An 18,468-nucleotide genomic window follows, 5' to 3' on the forward strand; every position below is an offset into this window, starting at 1 on the left:
CGGTGTGGTTGTTGTCTAGACCAAATCATACGGTGTCGGTGTCTGGGTCTGCCCGGAAGGTGTCCGAGTGGGCCCGAGCGTGCCCGTACGGGTCCGATACGGACCTTCCCTCGACACCTCCTCTTCACGCAAGAGGGGTCCGCCATTCGGATGTCCGGACCCCTCTCCACCCGCGCCGTAGGCTGGGCCCCATGCGGCCCCCGTCCGACACCCACGCCTATCCGGCCCACTGGGAGGCCGACGTGGTGCTCCGCGACGGCGGTACCGCCCAGATCCGCCCGATCACCGCCGACGACGCACAGCGCCTGGTCAGCTTCTACGAACGGGTCTCGGACGAGTCCAAGTACTACCGCTTCTTCGCGCCCTACCCCCGGCTCTCCGATCGCGACGTCCACCGCTTCACGCACCACGACTACGTCGACCGGGTGGGCCTGGCCGCCACGGTCGGGGACGAGTTCATCGCCACCGTCCGCTACGACCGGATCGACGGCCAGGGCCTGGCCGCGACGGGCCCGGCCGACGAGGCCGAGGTCGCCTTCCTCGTCCAGGACGCCCACCAGGGCCGCGGGGTGGCCTCCGCCCTGCTCGAGCACATCGCCGCCGTCGCCCGCGAGCGCGGCATCCGCCGTTTCGCCGCCGAGGTGCTGCCCGCCAACACCAAGATGATCAAGGTGTTCACGGATGCGGGCTTCACCCAGAAGCGCAGCTTCGAGGACGGCGTCGTCCGGCTGGAGCTCGACCTCGAACCCACCGACCGCTCCCTGGCCGTCATGCGCGCCCGCGAGCAGCGCGCCGAGGCCCGCTCCGTACAGCGGCTGCTCGCCCCGGGCTCCGTCGCCGTCATCGGCGCCGGGCGGGCCCCGGGCGGCGTCGGCCGCACCGTGCTGCGCGGCCTCCTGGACGGCGGGTTCACCGGGCACGTCCACGCCGTCAACCGCCGCTTCCCCGGGGAGTGGAAGCGGCTGGACCCCGAGGGCGTCCCGGCCCACCGCTCGATCCGCGAGATCGACGGGCCGGTCGACCTCGCCGTCGTCGCCGTCCCCGCCGACCAGGTGCCGTCCGTGGTCGCGGACTGCGGCGAACACGGCGTCCAGGGCCTCGTCGTGGTCTCCGCCGGCTACGCGGAGAGCGGGCCCGAGGGCCGCGACCGCCAGCGCGAGCTGGTCCGCCAGGCGCGCACCTACGGCATGCGGATCATCGGCCCCAACGCCTTCGGCATCATCAACACCGCCGACGGCGTGCGGCTGAACGCCTCCCTCTCGCCTCGGCTGCCCGCCCCCGGCCGGCTCGGCCTGTTCACCCAGTCCGGGGCGATAGGCATCGCGCTGCTCTCCGGTCTCGACCGGCGCGGCGCGGGGACCGCGGGGGTCTCCACCTTCATCTCCGCGGGCAACCGCGCCGACGTGTCCGGCAACGACCTCCTCCAGTACTGGTACGACGACCCGCGGACGGACGTCGCCCTGATGTACCTCGAGTCCATCGGCAACCCCCGCAAGTTCACCCGGCTCGCCAGGCGCACGGCCGCGGTCAAGCCGGTCGTGGTCGTCAAGGGCGCCCGGCACAGCGGCAGCGCCCCCACCGGCCACGCCGTGCCCGCCACCGGCATCCCGGACGCCACCGTCTCCGCCCTGCTGCGGCAGGCGGGCGTCATCCGGGTCGACACCGTCACCGAGCTCGTCGACGCCGGGCTGCTGCTCGGCTCCCAGCCGCTCCCCGCCGGCCCGCGCATCGCCATCCTCGGCAACTCCGAGTCCTTGGGGCTGCTCACCTACGACGCCTGCCTCGCCGAGGGGCTGCGCCCGCTGCCGCCCCGCGACCTGACCACGGCCGCCGCCCGCGACGACTTCCGGCGGGCCCTGGCAGCGGCCCTCGCCGACGACGCGTGCGACGCGGTCGTCGTCACCGCCATCCCCTGGGTCGGCGACGCAGACGCGGCCGACCTCGCCGGGGCGATGCGGGGCGCGGCCGCCGAGGCGGCGGCGGGCGGCGCGGCCAAGCCGGTGGCGGTGGTCCACCTGGAGATCCCGGGGCTCGTCGAGGCCCTGGCCGCGCCCTGGGGCGCCCCCGGAGCACACGGGGGACAGGAGGGCGGTGAACCCTTCCCGGCCCCGCGGATCCCCGCGTACCCGGCCGCGGAGCGCGCCGTACGGGCCCTCGCCGAGGCCGTGGGGTACGCGCGGTGGCGCCGGCAGGCCGAAGAAGAGCCGGGGCGGGTGCCCCAGTACGAGGACATCGACGAGGCGGGGGCCGCGGCCGACATCGACGTGCTGCTCGCCCCGTCGGACTCGACCGAGGCGGCCCCGCCCGGCGGCCCCCGCCCCGAGGTCCCGGCCCCGCCCCCCGTCAGCCTGTCCGCCCCCGACGCCCAGCGCCTCCTCGCCCGCTACGGCGTCAGCGTGCTGCCCGCGTTCCCCGCCCCCGACCCGGACGCCGCCGTACGGGCCGCGGCCCGGCTCGGCTTCCCCGTCGCCCTCAAGACCACCGCGCCCCAGCTGCGCCACCGCGCCGACCTCGGGGGTGTGCGGCTCGACCTCGGCGGGGAGGCGGAACTGCGCCGGTCCTACGCCGAGTTGACCGGGTACCTCGGCGCCCCCGAGGAGCTGCGGCTCGTCGTGCAGCGGATGGCCCCGCGCGGCGTCGACACCGTCGTACGGGCCGCCATCGACCCCGCCGCCGGGGCGGTGCTCTCCTTCGGGCTCGCCGGAGCCCCCTCCGAGCTGCTCGGCGACACCGCGCACCGGCTCGTCCCGGCCACCGACCGGGACGCCGCGGAGCTGATCAGATCCATCCGGACCGCGCCGCTCCTGTTCGGCTGGCGCGGCTCAAGACCCGTCGACACCGCGGCGCTGGAGGAGCTTCTGCTGCGGGTGTCCCGACTGGTGGACGACCATCCCGAGGTGGTCGGCGTCGACCTGGAACCGGTCGTCGTCGCCCCGCACGGCCTGTCCGTGCTCGGCGCGGCCGTCCGGCTGGCCCCGCCACCCCCGCGCACCGACCTCGGCCCCCGCCACCTCCCCAGCTATTGACCCCGCCGTGGGCATGGCCGGCATGGGCGCCGGTGTCGGCGCGGGCCCGTAGGATGGGCACATGGCGAAGACCGGTACGACGACCAAGGGGCTGCGCGCGGCGATCGAGCGCAGTGGCTATTACCCGGCACTCGTTGCCGAGGCGGTGGAGGCCGCTGTGGGCGGTGAGCCCGTCGTCTCGTATCTGGTCCACCAGGAGACCACCTTCGACTCCAACGAGGTCCGCCGCCATGTCACGGTCCTCGTCCTGACCGGCACCCGCTTCATCGTCAGCCACACCGACGAGCAGGCCGCCGACGGCACCTCCCCGTCGCCGTACGCGACCACCTCCACCGAGTCGGTGAAGCTCCAGCGGATCTCCTCGGTGGTGCTCAGCCGGGTCGTGGCCAACCCCGAGTCGTACACCCCCGGCACGCTGCCCCGCGAGGTGGTCCTCACCATCGGCTGGGGCGCCGTCAACCGTCTCGACCTCGAGCCCGCCGCCTGCGGCGACCCCAACTGCGAGGCCGACCACGGCTACACCGGCTCCTCCACCGCCGACGACCTCAGCCTGCGGGTCAGCGAGGCGGGCGACGGCCCCGACAGCGTCCGTCAGACCCTCGCTTTTGCCCAGTCGCTCTCCGAAGCCACCGTGGACACGCCGGACGCCGGCCGCTGATGTCCGACTTCACCGCGGGCTCCACCACTGCCTCCCCATGGCATGAGCCCGAGCCGCTCGACCCGCGCTCCGCCCCCGCGCCCCGCTACGGCACGGGCTCGCTCGCCGATCTGCTGCCCGCCGTCGCCGCGGGCCAGGGGGTCCCGGGCCTTGCCTCGGGCCTCGCCCTCGCGCCCGCCGACCGCGTCTGCGTCTTCCTGGTCGACGGCCTCGGCTGGGAGCTGCTGCGCGCCCACCCCGCCGAGGCGCCGTTTCTGACCTCGCTGCTGGCCGGCTCGCTGGGCGGCACCGGCGAGCCCATCACGGCGGGCTTCCCCTCCACCACCGCGACCTCGCTGGCCTCCGTCGGCACGGGCCTGCCGCCCGGCGCCCACGGCCTGCCCGGCTACACGGTGGCCGACCCCGCCACCGGCGGGCTGATGAACCAGCTGCGCTGGCAGCCGTGGACGGACCCGCACGCCTGGCAGCCGTACCCCACCGTCTTCCAACTGGCCGACGCCGCAGGCGTGCACACCTGCCAGGTGTCCGCGCCGACCTTCGCCGAGACCCCGCTCACCAAGGTCGCGCTGAGCGGCGGCACCTTCCACGGCCGGCTGACCGGCGAGGAGCGCATGGATCTCGCGGCCGAGCAGCTGGCCGCGGGCGACCGCTCGCTGGTGTACACGTACTACAGCGAAGTCGACGGCAAGGGGCACCGCTTCGGCGTCGACTCCGACGAGTGGCGCGCCCAGCTGCGCTATGTGGACGGGCTCGTCCAGCGCCTCGCCGAGCAGCTGCCGCCCCGCGCCGCCCTCTATGTCACCGCCGACCACGGCATGATCGACATCCCCTTCGACCCGGAGTCCCGGATCGACTTCGACGAGGACTGGGAGCTGCGGGCCGGCGTCGCCCTGCTGGGCGGCGAGGGCCGCGCCCGCCATGTGTACGCGGTCCCCGGCGCCGCGGGCGATGTGCTGGCCGTGTGGCGCGAGGTGCTCGGCGACCGGATGTGGGTGGCGAGCCGCGACGAGGCCATCGAGGCGGGCTGGTTCGGGCGGCCTGACGACGCTGGCGTCGGCGGCGGCGTGGACGAGCGGGTGTACCGGCGGATCGGCGATGTGGTGGCCGCGGCCAGCGCGGACGTCGCGATCGTCGCCTCGCGGACCGAGCCGAAGGAGTCGGCGATGGTGGGGCTGCACGGCTCGATGACCCCCGTCGAGCAGCTCGTCCCGCTCCTCGAAGTACGCTCCTGAGCCGTTCCTCCGCCCGCCCCGCTCGCCTGCCCGCCCCTCCCGTACGAAAGGCCTCACCACTCCCATGCCCGAGCTGGTGTTCTTCTCCGGAACCATGGACTGCGGAAAGAGCACCCTCGCTCTCCAGATCGAGCACAACCGCTCGACGCGCGGGCTCCAGGGCATGATCTACACCCGGGACGACCGGGCGGGCCGGGGCAAGCTCTCCTCGCGGCTCGGGCTGGTCACCGAGGCCGTCGAGGCGGGTGACGACCTGGACTTCTACGCCCATGTCGTCGGGACGCTCACGGCCGGGGGCCGCGCCGACTATGTGATCGTGGACGAGGCGCAGTTCCTCGCCCCGCCCCAGATCGACCAGCTCGCCCGGGTCGTGGACGACCTCGGGCTCGACGTCTTCGCCTTCGGCATCACCACCGATTTCCGCAGCAAGCTCTTCCCCGGCTCGCAGCGCCTGGTCGAACTCGCGGACCGGATCGAGGTGCTCCAGGTCGAGGCGTTGTGCTGGTGCGGGGCCCGCGCCACGCACAACGCCCGGACCGTCGGCGGCGAGATGGTCGTCGAGGGCGCCCAGGTGGTCGTCGGCGACGTCAACCAGCCCGGGACCGAGGTGGGTTACGAGGTGCTGTGCCGGCGCCACCACAGCCGCCGCATGACGGCCGCCGCCGCCCGCGCCGCCGCGCTGTCGCCCGACGTCCTCCCCGTCGACCCGACGTCCCCGGCCCCGATCCCCGCCCCCGCGTCCGGCGACACCGGCGAAACGCCCTGGACCGCCTCCTAGCCGTCCGTCAGCCGTCCGTTCCGACCAGGGTGAAGGCCGCCCCCTCCGGGTCCGTGACGGTGGCCGTACGGCCCCTCGCGCCGTCCTGTGGCGGGAGGACCACATAGCCGCCCAGCTCGGCCACCTGGCGCACCGCCTTGTCCACGTCCGTCACCGCGAAGTGGGTCCGCCAGTGCGGGCCCCGGTCGCGCGGGAGCGCGCCGCCCAGGCCGTGGATCGCGGCCACCGGCCGCCCCGCCACCCGCAGGGTCCGCACATCGGATCCGGATTCGGATCCGGGGGCCGTGCCGGGGCCGTCGGACCGACGGGGAGAGGGCTCGCTGTCGCAGCCGAAGACCATGTCGTAGAACTTGCCGACGGCCGAGGACTCACGGGTCATCAGCTCATGCCAGACCGGGGAGCCCGGCACCCCGATCTCCTCGGTGCCCAGGCCCTCGCGCTCCTGCCACACGCCGAAGGCCGCGCCCTCCGGATCGGCCGCGAGAGCCATCCGGCCCGCGTCGTCCGCGTCCAGCGGGCCCACCGCCACGGTGCCGCCGCACGCGCGGATCAGCTCCGCCGTCTCGTCGACGTCGTCGGAGGCCAGATACGTCGTCCAGGCGACCGGGAGGTGGCGCTCCGGAGGCAGCTCGCCCAGCCCGGCGACCAGCCGGTCGCCGATCCGCGCGCGTACATACGGGCCCAGGTGCCGTGGCCCCGGGGTGAACTCCCAACCGAACAAGGCGTGGTAGAAGTCCTGCGTCGCGGCCAGGCTGTGCACCATCAGGCTCGTCCAACAGGGCGTGCCCGGTGTGCGCCGGGTCGCTGCCTCGGTCATCTTCACTCTCTCCTCGGACCATTGTGGTGTCCGTACGGCTTCGGCCCGCCCGCTGGTGTGCGGGGCGGTGGTGGGGGTGGTCGCGCCCGACAGATATTTGCACCACCTGTCGTGACACGGGCCCTGGCCGCGCCGCAATTCGCGGCTCCCGCCAGGACAATGCCCGCTTTCGGGCCGGGCATCCGTTTCCGAGCCATGGTCGCGGGGGGTCCGTCAGCTGTACGGCGGGTGATCGAGTGGGCCAATAGTCGCAGTCACATCTACGCAAGGATGGTTCCCATGAATGCCATCATCACCGCATCCGATCTCATGGATGAGTTGGCGGGAGAGCAGCCGCCGCTCCTCCTGGACGTCCGCTACCAGCTGGGCGGCCCGCCCGGCCGCCCGGCGTACGAGGCCGGGCACCTCCCCGGCGCGGTCTACGTCGACCTCGAGGCCGAACTCGCGGGCCCCGCGGGCGCGGCCGGCCGCCACCCGCTGCCCGATCTGTCCGTCTTCGCCGCCGCGATGCGCCGGGCCGGAGTCCGCGCGGACCGGCGCGTGGTGGCGTACGACGGCGGACAGGGGTGGGCCGCGGCGCGCGCCTGGTGGCTGCTGCGCTGGGCGGGCCACCCGTCCGTACGCGTCCTCGACGGCGGCCTGGCGGCCTGGACCGAGCAGGGCGGCCCGCTGAGCACCGAGGTGACCGCCCCGCCCGAGGGCGACTTCGAGCCGCGCCCCGGCGCCCTGCCGCTGCTGGACGCGGACGGCGCGGCGGCGCTGGCCCGGCGCGGGGTGCTGCTGGACGCGCGGGCGGGCGAGCGGTACCGGGGCGAGGTGGAGCCGATCGACCCCGTGGCCGGGCACATCCCCGGGGCGGTCTCGGCGCCGACGATGGAGAACGTCACCCCCGAGGGCCGGTTCCTGCCGGCCGAGCGGCTGGCCGAGCGCTTCGGCGAACTCGGCGCCGCCGAGGGCACCGAGGTGGGGGTCTACTGCGGCTCGGGCGTCTCGGCCGCGCACCAGGTGCTGGCCCTGGCGGTCGCGGGCGTCCCGGCCGCCCTGTACGTCGGCTCCTGGAGCGAATGGTCGGCCGACCCGGCCCGCCCGGTGGCCACCGGCCCCGACCGCGGCTGAGGTCCCACACCGGGCCAACGCGACCGGGCCCCGCCGTCGGAGCGACGGCGGGGCCCGGTGCGGCTGCTGTTGCCGCTAGTCCTGCTTCTTGCGGCGGGTGCCGAAGACGATCTCGTCCCAGCTCGGCACCGCCGCCCGGCGGCCCGGACGCACGCCGTCCGCCTCCGCCTGACGGTCCGTGGTGCCGGTCAGCCGGTCGCGGTGCCCGGCGACCGAACGCGGCATCAGGACGTCCGCGTACGCCGAGCCGGCGCTCGCCGCCGGGGCCGGCGGCTCGACGGCCTCCGGCTCCTCGGCCGGCTCGTCCGGCGGGGAGGAGACGCCCGGCGGCTCCGGCACGATCATGTCGCCGCGGAAGTTGGGCACGGCTTCCAGCAGGCTGGTGAGCGAGTCCCGCTCCCCGCCGAGCCCGTCGTCCACCGAGGCGGACGCCGACGCGGACTCGGCATCGCCGTCACCGCGCTCGGGCGCGCCCAGCCGGTCCCGGTCCCGGTCGCGGTCACGCGGCAGCCGGGCGATCCGCGGCACGAAGGGGAAGCTCGGCTCCGGGGTGTCGTCGGCCTCGCCGATCAGCGCCCGGGCCTCGTCGTCGACGGCCTGCACCAGCCGCCGGGGCGGGTCGTAGGTCCAGCTGGCCGAGTGCGGCTCCCCGGCCACGCGGTAGACCAGCAGCACCTCCCAGGTGCCGTCGTCACGCCGCCAGGAGTCCCACTGCGCGGTGTCCTTCTCGGCGCCGCGCAGCAGCAGCCGCTCCGCGACCGCCTCGCCGAGCTGGGGCCCGGCGTTCTCGCCGGGGCGGCGCACGGGGGTCTTGCGGGCGCGCTCGGCCATGAAGGCGCGCTCCGCGAGCACCGGTCCCTCGAAGCGGCGCACGCGGTCGACGGGGATGCCCGCCATCTGCGCGACCTCTTCGGCCGAGGCGCCGGCGCGTATACGGGCCTGGATGTCACGCGGCCGCAGATGGCTCTCGACCTCGATCTCGATCTGGCCGAGCCGAGCGCGGTCGTTGCGCACGGCAGCGCGCAGTCGCTCGTCGATGGGAAGTGTGTACTCCGTGCTGTCCGCAGCCTTGAGCACCAGCCGTGTGCCGTCGTTGCTGACGGCCACGACACGCAGTTCGGGCATGGGGACCTCCCGGGTGGTGCCTGCCGACGTCACGGTTGCGTCGCTGCTCTCCCGCTAGACGAGTGTGGCCTGCCCGGGTGCAGCCTGCCACAACTTTGCCGAGTTGCCCGGCGTGTCGGGCCTGCACCCCGATCCGCCGTTATGGCACGGTGACCTGTTTGCAGCCCAAAGCGACGGCGCCGTCGCTCGGGGCAGCGATCCCCATGTCATGTCGCGGCGCCGCCGGTTGAGTTGCCGCCGTCCGACCCCTCCCGTTGGGTCCGGGCGGCCGGACGGGAAAGCGGGGCCAAGGATCGTCACAGTACTCCATTCGGGCCGCTCAGGTGGAGCGGCGCGCCAGCCGAGTTCTCGCCGCGCGGGGCCCGCGGACCGGGAATCGGGCGGTGTCGCCCGTGAAGTGGGTGGCAAGTTTCACATGATCGACAGAAACGGAACGATCTACTTCGTTTTTGCTCGCTTCCCTTCATGTGCGGGAACGAATGTGCGGATGCGTCAGTCGCCCAGCACCCGCCGCAGATAGTCGTTGCCGAACCGCCGCTCCGGATCGAGCCGGTCGCGGACGGCCGTGAACTCTCCGAAGCGCGGGTAGACCTCGGCCAGATACGCGGCATCGCGGCTGTGCAGCTTGCCCCAGTGCGGGCGCCCGCCGTGCGCGGTCATGATCTGCTCGGCGGCGGTGAAGTACTCCCGGTGCGGGGTGCCCCGGTACAGATGCACCGCGATGTAGGCGGTCTCCCGGCCGGAGGCGGTGGACAGCGGGATGTCGTCGGCGGGCGCGGTGCGCACCTCCACCGGGAAGCCGACCCTGAGGCCCGAGCGCTCCACGGTCGCCTTGAGCTCGCGCAGCGCCGTGACCGCGGCCTCGCGCTCCACCGCGTACTCCATCTCCACGAAGCGGACCCGGCGCGGACTGGTGAAGACTTTGTAAGGGATGTCCGTGTACGTGCGGGCCGACAGCGCCCGGCTGGAGATCTTGGCGATGCCGGGGATGGTGGCGGGCACCGCCCGCCCCACGGAACAGGCCACCTGGAAGATGCCGTTGGAGAGCAGTTCGTCGTCGACCCAGCCGCTCACCCGGCCCAGCGGAGCGGCGGGCCCATCGGCGCGGTTGTTGCGCTTGGTGTTGCAGTTTCCGGTGTGCGGAAACCAGTAGAACTCGAAGTGCTCGTTCTCGGCGACAAGTTGGTCGAAATCCGCCATGACCCGGTCGAAGGGCATGGGTTCCTCGCGTGCGGTGAGCAGGAACTCCGGCTCCACCGCGAAGGTGATCGCGCTGACCACGCCCAGCGCCCCGAGCCCGATCCGGGCGGCGGAGAAGATCTCCGGGTTCTCCCGGTCCGAGCAGCGCAGCACCGAGCCGTCCGCCGTCACCAGCTCCAGGCCCCTGATCTGGGCGGCGATCGACGCGCTTGACCGGCCGGTGCCATGCGTGCCGGTGGCGGTGGCCCCCGACACCGTCTGCTCCATGATGTCGCCCATATTGGTCAGCGACAGGCCGTGCGCCGACAGGGTCTGGTTGAGCTGCCACAGCGGGGTGCCGGCCGCGACGGTCACCGTCCCCGCCTCCCGGTCGATCTCCCGGACCCCGGCCAGCCGCTCGGGACGTATCAGCAGCCCGTCCGTGGCGGCCACGGCCGTGAAGGAGTGCCCGGTGCCCACCGGCTTCACCCGCAGGCCCTCCTCGGCCGCCCGGCGCACCACCTCGGCCAGCTCCGCGGTGGACGAGGGGGCGATGCTGCGCGCGGGCCGGGCGATCACATTCCCCGCCCAGTTACGCCACACGCCGTTCCGGCTGGCCCTCATGGTCCTTACGGTTCTTACGGCCATCCGCACCCGACCCCTCCCGCTGTGGCGCCGACCGCAGCCGGCGGTACCCGAGGAACGCCACCGCCGCCGCGAACGCCCCGGCCACGGCCGACACCGCGTACCCCGCGCGCGCCCCGGAGGCGTCGACCACCCAGCCGGCGGTCGACGAGCCGAGCGCCACTCCGACCGAGAGCCCGGTGCTCACCCAGGTCATGCCCTCGGTCAGTCGTGCGCGTGGCACGTGCTGTTCGACCAGGGCCATGGTGGTGACCATCGTCGGTGCGACGGCCAGGCCCGCGACGAAGAGCGCCACGGCCAGAAACGAAAGGTTCCCGACCAGTTGGAGGGGGATCATACTCACGGCGATCGCACAGACACCCAGCAGCCACCTACGGGGCGCCGAGCCGGTGAGGCGCAGCAGCCCGAAGACCGCGCCCGCCAGGCAGGACCCCGCCGCGTAGATGGCGAGCACCACGCTCGCCGCGGCCTTGTGGCCCTGCTCCTCGGCGAAGGCCACCGTCACCACGTCGATCGCCCCGAAGAGCGCGCCGACGGCCGCGAAGGTGGTCACCAGCACGAGCAGCCCGGCCGAGCGCAGCGCCGCGCCGCCGGTGTGGTGCTCGCGGGGATGCGGCACCGGCTCGGTGGCGCGCTGTGCGGTCAGCGCCACCACCCCGATCGCCAGGAAGCAGCCGGCCAGCAGGGGGCCCGCCTCCGGGAACCAGGCGGTGGACAGCCCGACGGACAGGATCGGGCCGACGATGAAGCAGACCTCGTCGACGACGGACTCGAAGGCGTACGCGGCGTGCAGCTTCCGCGGCACGTCTCGGTAGAGCGCCGCCCAGCGGGCCCGCACCATCGCCCCGAGGCTCGGCACGCACCCGGCCGCCGCGGCGAACGCGAACAGCGTCCAGTCCGGCCAGCGCAGATGCGCGCTCAGCAGCAGCCCGGCGAGGGCGGTGAGCGCGACGAGTGCGGCCGGCCGCAGCACCCGGCGCTGGCCGTGCCGGTCCACCAGCCGGGAGACCTGGGGGCCCAGCAACGCCGAGGAGATCGCGAGCGTGGCCGCCACCGCGCCCGCCAGGCCGTACCGGCCGGTGAGCTCGGAGATCATGGTGACCACGCCGATGGATTCCATCGAGATCATCAGCCGGCCGGGGAACCCTGCGGCGGCGAACCCCTTGGTGCCGGGGGCGGCGAAGATCGCGCGATAAGGGCCGGGACTGGGCAAGGGGTGGCTCCGCGGGTGGGCAGGTCGTGGGCACGGCGATGAGCAGGTATGCGGCTGAGCGGTAAGGAACGTAGACGCCGACACAGGTTACGGGCATCCACAGGGCGGCGCAGGTGCATTTCCCGCCCGTCAGTGCCGGGTGGCAGGATCGGGAACATGCCGGATCAGTCAGCCCAGCCATCCCACGCTCGGTCCTCCGCCCCGTACGACGCCCTGTTGTTGCTCTCCTTCGGCGGTCCCGAGGGTCCGGAAGACGTGGTGCCGTTCCTGGAGAACGTGACGCGCGGGCGCGGCATCCCCCGCGAGCGACTGAAGGAAGTGGGCCGGCACTACTTCCTCTTCGGCGGGGTCAGCCCGATCAACGCGCAGAACCGCGAGCTGCTCCAGGCGCTGCGCAAGGACTTCGCGGAGCACGGCCTCGAGCTGCCCGTCTACTGGGGCAATCGCAACTGGGCGCCCTATCTGACCGACACCCTGCGCGAGGTGGTCGCCGACGGCCACCGCCGCGTCCTCGTGCTGGCCACCAGCGCGTACGCCTCGTACTCCGGCTGCCGCCAGTACCGCGAGAACCTCGCCGACGCGCTCGCCGCGCTGGAGGCGGAGGGCCTCGAGCCGCCGCGCGTCGACAAGCTGCGGCACTACTTCAACCACCCCGGCTTCGTCCGTCCCATGATCGACGCGACGCTCGCCGCGCTCGCCGGGCTGCCCGAGGCGGTGCGCGCCGGAGCCCACCTCGCCTTCACCACACACTCCATCCCGACCGCCGCCGCCGACACCTCCGGCCCGCCGCGGGACCACGGGGACGGTGGCGCGTATGTCGCCCAGCACCTCGACGTGGCCCGGCTGATCGCGGACGCGGTGCGCGAGGAGACCGGCGTGGAGCACCCCTGGCGCCTGGTCTACCAGTCGCGCAGCGGCGCCCCGCACATCCCCTGGCTGGAGCCGGACATCTGCGACCACCTGGAGGAGGTGCACGGCGCGGGCGCCCCCGCCGCCGTGATGGTCCCGATCGGCTTCGTCTCGGACCACATGGAGGTCAAGTACGACCTCGACACGGAGGCGGCGGCCAAGGCCGAGGAGCTGGGGCTGCCGGTCGCGCGCGCCTCGACCGTGGGCGCGGACCCGCGCTTCGCGGCCGCGGTGCGCGAGCTGGTGCTGGAGCGCGCGGCCACCGAGCGCTTCGCCGCCGGCCGGGAGGCCGCCGCGCCGCAGCGCTGCGCGCTGGGCGCGCTCGGCCCGAGCCACGACCTCTGCCCGGCGGGCTGCTGCCCGGCCCGGGCGCCGCGGCCCGCCGCCGCGGGCACGGACTGAGCGCGCGCCACCGCCCCGGCCCGGGAAGCCCGGCCACCACGCCCGCCCGCACGCCTGCCTGCACGCCTCAAGGAGCACTAGGAGCACGATGACCGACTCCCTCACGACCGAACTGCTCGACGTCGCCCTGGAGGCCGCCCACCGGGCGGGAGAGCTGCTGCGCGACGGCCGCCCGGCCGACCTCGGCGTGGCCGCCACGAAGAGCAGCCCCATCGACGTGGTCACCGAGATGGACCTGGCCGCCGAGAAGCTGATCACGGACTTCCTCGCCGAGCGCCGCCCCGACGACGGCCTGCTGGGGGAGGAGGGCGCGAGCACCGAGGGCAGCAGCGGGGTGCGCTGGGTGATCGACCCGCTCGACGGCACGGTCAACTACCTCTACGGCCTGCCGGCCTGGGCGGTGAGCATCGCCGCCGAGTGGGGCGGCGAGACGGTCGTGGGCGTGGTGACGGCGCCGATGCGCCGCGAGACGTACCAGGCGGTCCTCGGCGGCGGCGCGTACGTCGTGGCGCACGAGGGACAGGGGAGCCGGGAGCGGATCCACTGCCGCCCCGCGCCCGTGCTCGACCAGGCGCTCGTGGGCACCGGCTTCGGCTACCTCACCGAGCGGCGCGTCGGCCAGGCCGAGGTCGTCCGCGCGCTGGTGCCGAAGGTGCGCGACATCCGGCGCGGCGGATCGGCCGCGATCGACCTGTGCGATGTGGCCTGCGGCCGGCTCGACGCGTACTACGAGCGCGGGCTGAACCCCTGGGACTACGGGGCCGGCGAGCTGATAGCCCGCGAGGCGGGCGCGCTGACCGGAGGCCGCCCGGGCGTCCTGGCGTCCGGCGAGCTCACCATCGCCGCACCCCCCGGCCTCTTCGAGCCGCTCCAGCGGCTCCTGGAGGACCTGGGCGCCTGGCACGACTGACGAGCGCCCCGACCGGGCGCCGACCGCTTGAGGGCCCCGTCGAGGGACAGCACGGCGCCCCGGTGCCACAAGGGCAGCCGGGGCGCCGCGGGGTCGGTGACGTGGGTGCCGGAGGACCGCCGTCAGGCGATCGCACCGACCTCCACGCCATGTTCGGCGGCGAGTCGGCGGAGGTCTTCAAGCTCCGACAGCTCGACGTCGGCGAGGAAGTCGTCGCCCGTCTCACGGGCGCGGGTGAGGTCGGACTTGGTGGTCTCTATACGCTGCAGAATCCCTGCGGTGAACGCGTCCATGTGCGCCCCCTCGTCGTGGGTCGGTGGCACGGGGGTGTGCCGACGGCGGGACGATCACGTGCGTGGTCCCTGCTGATGGCACAGATGCTTGTGGGATGCCACATACAGGGCGTGATCGCGGGTGTGCAGTCGTCCTCCCCATCGCTCCGCGAGCGGAAACCTCTGCCGAAAAAGAATCTTGAGCAGTCCCTTCCGGATCCCCCTTACCGCCGGTTTATGAGCCTTCGAGGCAGGATGGAGGCGCCGGGCGCCGATCGAGTCCGGCCGGATCGCGCCCATGGGGCCCAAGGGAAGGACTGACGACCGTGCGTGTACTCGTCGTCGAGGACGAGCAGCTGCTCGCCGATGCGGTGGCCACCGGACTGCGCCGGGAGGCCATGGCCGTCGACGTCGTGTACGACGGGGCCGCCGCCCTGGAACGGATTTCGGTCAACGACTACGACGTGGTCGTCCTTGACCGGGACCTGCCGCTGGTCCACGGCGACGATGTGTGCCGCAAGCTCGTCGAGCTCGGCATGCCCACCCGCGTGCTGATGCTCACCGCCTCCGGCGATGTCAGCGACCGCGTCGAGGGCCTGGAGATCGGCGCCGACGACTATCTGCCCAAGCCCTTCGCCTTCAGCGAGCTGATCGCCCGGGTGCGGGCGCTCGGCCGCCGCACCACCGTCGCCCTGCCGCCCGTCCTGGAGCGCGCCGGGATCAAGCTGGACCCCAACCGTCGCGAGGTCTTCCGGGACGGCCGGGAGGTCCAGCTGGCCCCCAAGGAGTTCGCGGTGCTCGAGGTGCTGATGCGCAGCGAGGGCGCCGTCGTCTCCGCCGAGCAGCTGCTGGAGAAGGCGTGGGACGAGAACACCGACCCGTTCACCAACGTGGTCCGGGTCACCGTCATGACGCTGCGCCGCAAGCTCGGCGAGCCCGCGGTGATCGTCACCGTGCCCGGCTCCGGCTACCGGATCTGACCGGGCATGGCCACGACCCCGCTTCCGCCCACCGCACCACCCAAGCCCAGCTGGGACCCGCGGCCGTCGAGCCCGCGGCCCTGGCTGCGCCCCACGATCCGGATACGTCTCACCCTGCTGTACGGCGGGATGTTCCTGATCGCCGGCGTGGTGCTGCTGACGATCATCTATCTGCTGGCGGCGGACGTTCTCCAGGGGAGCAGCAAGCTTCCCTTCCAGATCGTCAAGATGGACTACAGCCTCACCGACCCCAGCTGTGAGCTGCCGAGCAACAGCAGCACCACGCTGTTCAACCAGGCGGTGGCCCAGTGCATGAACCACCAGCGCGCCCTCGCCCTCGACGCCCTGCTGCGCCGGTCGCTGCTGGTGCTGCTGGGCCTGGCCGTGCTGGCCTTCGCCTTCGGCTACGCCATGGCCGGCCGGGTGCTCTCGCCGCTGGGCCGGATCACCCGCACCGCGCGCCAGGTGGCGGGCTCGGACCTGTCCCGGCGGATCAAGCTGGACGGCCCGGACGACGAGCTGAAGGAGCTGGCCGACACCTTCGACGAGATGCTGGAGCGCCTGGACCGCGCGTTCACCGCCCAGCAGCGGTTCGTGGCCAACGCCTCGCATGAGTTGCGCACCCCGCTGGCGATCAACCGCACCCTGCTGGAGGTGCAGCTCTCCGACCCGCAGGCGTCCCCCGATCTGTCCCAGCTCGGCAAGACGCTGCTGGCCACCAACGAGCGCAGCGAGCAGCTGGTGGAGGGGTTGCTGCTGCTCGCCCGCAGCGACAACGAGATCGTCGACCGCAAGCGCGTGGACCTCGCCGAGGTCGCCTCCCAGGCGCTGGAGCAGGTCCGTACGGAGGCGCAGGACAAGGGCGTGGAGGTACGGGGGGTGCGCGACCCCGCCGTCGTCCAGGGCAACGGCGTGCTGCTGGAGCGGATCGCGCTGAACCTCATCCAGAACGCGGTGCGGTACAACGTCCCCGAGGACGGCTGGGTGGAGGTGACCACCGAGGTCCAGGAGGGGACGGGGCAGGCGGTGCTGGTCGTGGCGAACACCGGGCCGGTGGTCCCGGCCTACGAGCTGGACAACATCTTCGAGCCGTTCCGCAGGCTGCGCACCGAGCGCACGGGCAGCGACAAGGGCGTCGGGCTCGGTCTGTCGATCGCCCGCTCGGTGGCCCGGGCCCACGGCGGGCGGATCACCGCCGAGCCGCGGGACGGCGGAGGCTTGGTCATGCGCGTGGTGCTCCCGCTCTGAGGCGGCGGATCCCGCAGCGGAGCCCGCGCCGGAGAAGGTCCTGGACATCGCCGTGAGCGCGTTCGCTTTGGGAGGAATTTTGGCGATCCGACCCCCGCCTGTATCCTGTGTGATCGATCACATGGGCGAATTTCAAGCCATATACTCTGTGTGATCGTCGCGACCGGTGGAAAGCCGGGAAAGTCCGGGTTTCCCGAGGTCGTGATCACGGGAAGTACACGTGAGGGCGCATGTGGATGCGACTTTCGGACCGTGTACGGTCCCGATCGCCATCCAAGCCGATCACCTCTTCAGGGGTGCGGTTGGGTGTCGATTGAGTAACAGACCTTGATGTGAGGCAAAATCTCCGCCTCGGGTCGGGCACAAGTCCGGCCTCTCACGCGTTACGTGCGCTGGAGACACCGCAGACACCCAGAGGGGGAGAGCGACATGGCAACGGATTACGACACCCCACGCAAGACCGACGACGACGTCAACGAGGACAGCATTGAGGAGCTGAAGGCCCGGCGTAACGACAAGTCCGCGTCGACTGTCGACGTGGATGAGTTCGAGCAGGCCGAGGGCTTGGAGCTGCCCGGCGCGGACCTCTCCAATGAGGAGCTGTCCGTGCGGGTGCTGCCCCGCCAGGCCGACGAGTTCACCTGCATGAGCTGCTTCCTTGTGCACCACCGCAGCCAGCTGGCCGCCGAGACCAAGAACGGCCAGCCGATCTGCCGCGACTGCGCGGCGTAGCCGCGGGTCAGGCGTGGACGCGGAGCATGGTGACGTGACCGGAGCGCACGTCGAGCGAGGCCGGCTGGCCTCGCTCGCGGCCGCCATCGGCCAAGGTGCCCGGAAGGGAGGCGAGCGCGCAAGAGCGGGGGTCTACGCGGTCGCCGACCGGATCGTCGCGAACGCTCCACGCATCCCGGTCCGCGACCTGGCCGCGCTGCGCAAGCAGTTCCCCGGGCTCGGCCCGGAGGAGATCGCGGACAAACTGGTGGCCGGTGCGGCTAACGGCACCTCCACCGTGGGCGCGGGCGTCGGCGCCGCGGCGATGCTGCCGGCCCCGCCCGCCATGCCCACCGAGCTGGCCGCCGAGATCATCGGCGTCGCCTCGATAGAGATCAAGCTCATCGCCGAGCTCCATGAGGTCTACGGGGTGCGCGCGCCCGGCACCGTCCGGCAGCGCGCTATCGCGTACCTCGGGTCCTGGGCCGAGGAGCGCGGCGTCGACGCCGCCGTCCCGGCCAGTGTGAACGCCGCGCTCGGCGTTCAGATGAAGCGTGAGCTGCGCCAGCAGGTCCTCAAGCGCAGCTTCCGCAATCTGCCGAACCTCGCGCCCTTCATGATCGGCGCCACCGTGGGCGCCGCGATGAACCGGCGCGACACCAAGAAGCTCGCCCGGAAGATCCGCAAGGATCTGCGCGGTCGGCAGGTGCCCTGGATCGCGCTCCCGCCGCTGGAGGCGTAGCCCGCGCGGCTACTGGGCCCGTACGGCCGAGAGCGCGGCGGACAGGCCCTCGGGGTCGCGGGTCGAGACGTAGACGTACGGCGTCGGGTCCTGCGGGTCGGTGACCTCCACCCGCAGCGCGGTCGGGATGTAGCTGCGCAGCAGCATGAACGCCCGCGGATCGGCCTTGTAGGTGCGCCAGGCGACCGCCTCGTCGCGGTCCAGCGTCTCGGCCGTGCCCAGCGCCGACACCGGGATCTTGGCGTCGCCCGCGACCAGCGAGCCCGCCACCACCCGGACCCGCACCGAACCGTAGGAACTCACCACGACGGCGGAGGCCGCCGCCCCGCCGATCAGTCCGCCGAGCATGGGCAGCGTCCCGAAGGGGAGCATGATCAGTGCCGTCGCCACCCCGATCAGAAATGCGATGAACCACCATGAACGGGGTGCGGTCAGGCGTTCTTCGTAAGGCTGCATGGGCTCAAGCTTGGCATGGCCGCCGACCGGCGCTTCCCGCGCGGGTAAG

At 73.1% G+C, this 18,468-nt stretch carries 17 protein-coding genes; 11 read left to right on the forward strand and 6 right to left on the reverse strand.

Annotated features, from left to right (window positions below):
* Positions 1–191: 191 nt before the first annotated feature.
* The 4 genes from ACH4S9_RS22680 (at position 192) to ACH4S9_RS22695 (ending at position 5,694) form a co-directional block, all read left to right on the forward strand.
* Positions 192–3,026, forward strand: a complete 2,835-nt coding sequence (locus ACH4S9_RS22680) for a GNAT family N-acetyltransferase (RefSeq protein ID WP_358847730.1) — start codon at positions 192–194, stop codon at positions 3,024–3,026.
* A 61-nt stretch (positions 3,027–3,087) separates the two neighbouring features.
* Entirely contained in the window at positions 3,088–3,684 is a 597-nt protein-coding gene (locus ACH4S9_RS22685) for a DUF5998 family protein (RefSeq protein WP_311723766.1), read from the forward strand.
* Positions 3,684–4,916, forward strand: a complete 1,233-nt coding sequence (locus ACH4S9_RS22690; RefSeq protein ID WP_311723765.1) for an alkaline phosphatase family protein — start codon at positions 3,684–3,686, stop codon at positions 4,914–4,916. Before ACH4S9_RS22685 ends, ACH4S9_RS22690 begins: the two co-directional genes overlap by 1 nt.
* A gap of 64 nt (positions 4,917–4,980) precedes the next feature.
* Entirely contained in the window at positions 4,981–5,694 is a 714-nt protein-coding gene (locus tag ACH4S9_RS22695) for a thymidine kinase (RefSeq protein WP_311723763.1), read from the forward strand.
* A gap of 7 nt (positions 5,695–5,701) precedes the next feature.
* Here the strand turns inward: ACH4S9_RS22695 and ACH4S9_RS22700 are convergent, their stop codons facing one another.
* Positions 5,702–6,511, reverse strand: a complete 810-nt coding sequence (locus tag ACH4S9_RS22700; protein WP_385342019.1) for a VOC family protein — start codon at positions 6,509–6,511, stop codon at positions 5,702–5,704.
* Between the two features lie 279 nt (positions 6,512–6,790).
* Between ACH4S9_RS22700 and ACH4S9_RS22705 the strand changes: the two genes are divergently transcribed.
* Complete coding sequence (locus ACH4S9_RS22705; protein ID WP_398373687.1) at positions 6,791–7,627, forward strand: sulfurtransferase; 837 nt, start codon at positions 6,791–6,793, stop codon at positions 7,625–7,627.
* A 75-nt stretch (positions 7,628–7,702) separates the two neighbouring features.
* Here the strand turns inward: ACH4S9_RS22705 and sepH are convergent, their stop codons facing one another.
* The 3 genes from sepH to ACH4S9_RS22720 all read right to left on the reverse strand — a co-directional run bounded on the left by sepH (position 7,703) and on the right by ACH4S9_RS22720 (position 11,789).
* Positions 7,703–8,785: a septation protein SepH gene (sepH, locus tag ACH4S9_RS22710; RefSeq protein WP_385346220.1), complete on the reverse strand. Its 1,083-nt coding sequence runs from the start codon at positions 8,783–8,785 to the stop codon at positions 7,703–7,705.
* A 459-nt stretch (positions 8,786–9,244) separates the two neighbouring features.
* Positions 9,245–10,555, reverse strand: coding sequence for a D-arabinono-1,4-lactone oxidase (locus ACH4S9_RS22715; protein ID WP_398373688.1), 1,311 nt, complete (start codon positions 10,553–10,555; stop codon positions 9,245–9,247).
* Positions 10,524–11,789: an MFS transporter gene (locus ACH4S9_RS22720; protein ID WP_398373689.1), complete on the reverse strand. Its 1,266-nt coding sequence runs from the start codon at positions 11,787–11,789 to the stop codon at positions 10,524–10,526. The genes ACH4S9_RS22715 and ACH4S9_RS22720 overlap by 32 nt, the downstream gene beginning before the upstream one ends.
* 156 nt (positions 11,790–11,945) lie before the next feature.
* Here ACH4S9_RS22720 and ACH4S9_RS22725 point away from each other — a divergent pair, with 156 nt between their 5' ends.
* On the forward strand, positions 11,946–13,100 hold the full coding sequence (locus tag ACH4S9_RS22725; protein ID WP_398373690.1) for a ferrochelatase: 1,155 nt from the start codon (positions 11,946–11,948) through the stop codon (positions 13,098–13,100).
* Between the two features lie 88 nt (positions 13,101–13,188).
* The gene (locus ACH4S9_RS22730; RefSeq protein ID WP_398373691.1) at positions 13,189–14,010 is read left to right on the forward strand and encodes an inositol monophosphatase family protein; all 822 of its coding nucleotides are present in this window, start codon (positions 13,189–13,191) and stop codon (positions 14,008–14,010) included.
* Between the two features lie 122 nt (positions 14,011–14,132).
* Here the strand turns inward: ACH4S9_RS22730 and ACH4S9_RS22735 are convergent, their stop codons facing one another.
* Positions 14,133–14,303 carry a hypothetical protein gene (locus ACH4S9_RS22735; protein ID WP_170066589.1) on the reverse strand — a complete coding sequence of 57 codons (171 nt, stop codon included), beginning with the start codon at positions 14,301–14,303 and terminating at the stop codon, positions 14,133–14,135.
* Positions 14,304–14,608: 305 nt separating this feature from the next.
* Here ACH4S9_RS22735 and ACH4S9_RS22740 point away from each other — a divergent pair, with 305 nt between their 5' ends.
* The 4 genes from ACH4S9_RS22740 to ACH4S9_RS22755 all read left to right on the forward strand — a co-directional run bounded on the left by ACH4S9_RS22740 (position 14,609) and on the right by ACH4S9_RS22755 (position 17,963).
* Positions 14,609–15,262, forward strand: coding sequence for a response regulator transcription factor (locus ACH4S9_RS22740; protein ID WP_311723754.1), 654 nt, complete (start codon positions 14,609–14,611; stop codon positions 15,260–15,262).
* Between the two features lie 6 nt (positions 15,263–15,268).
* Positions 15,269–16,510, forward strand: coding sequence for a HAMP domain-containing sensor histidine kinase (locus ACH4S9_RS22745; RefSeq protein ID WP_311723753.1), 1,242 nt, complete (start codon positions 15,269–15,271; stop codon positions 16,508–16,510).
* A gap of 429 nt (positions 16,511–16,939) precedes the next feature.
* The gene (locus tag ACH4S9_RS22750) at positions 16,940–17,242 is read left to right on the forward strand and encodes a DUF4193 domain-containing protein (RefSeq protein ID WP_009714537.1); all 303 of its coding nucleotides are present in this window, start codon (positions 16,940–16,942) and stop codon (positions 17,240–17,242) included.
* A gap of 13 nt (positions 17,243–17,255) precedes the next feature.
* Positions 17,256–17,963: a hypothetical protein gene (locus ACH4S9_RS22755; RefSeq protein ID WP_398373692.1), complete on the forward strand. Its 708-nt coding sequence runs from the start codon at positions 17,256–17,258 to the stop codon at positions 17,961–17,963.
* A 9-nt stretch (positions 17,964–17,972) separates the two neighbouring features.
* Here ACH4S9_RS22755 and ACH4S9_RS22760 read toward each other — a convergent pair whose 3' ends face one another.
* Positions 17,973–18,419: a DUF3093 domain-containing protein gene (locus ACH4S9_RS22760; protein WP_311723751.1), complete on the reverse strand. Its 447-nt coding sequence runs from the start codon at positions 18,417–18,419 to the stop codon at positions 17,973–17,975.
* Positions 18,420–18,468 lie beyond the last annotated feature (49 nt).

Source organism: Streptomyces sp. NPDC021225, assembly GCF_044332865.1.
Lineage (GTDB): Bacteria > Actinomycetota > Actinomycetes > Streptomycetales > Streptomycetaceae > Streptomyces.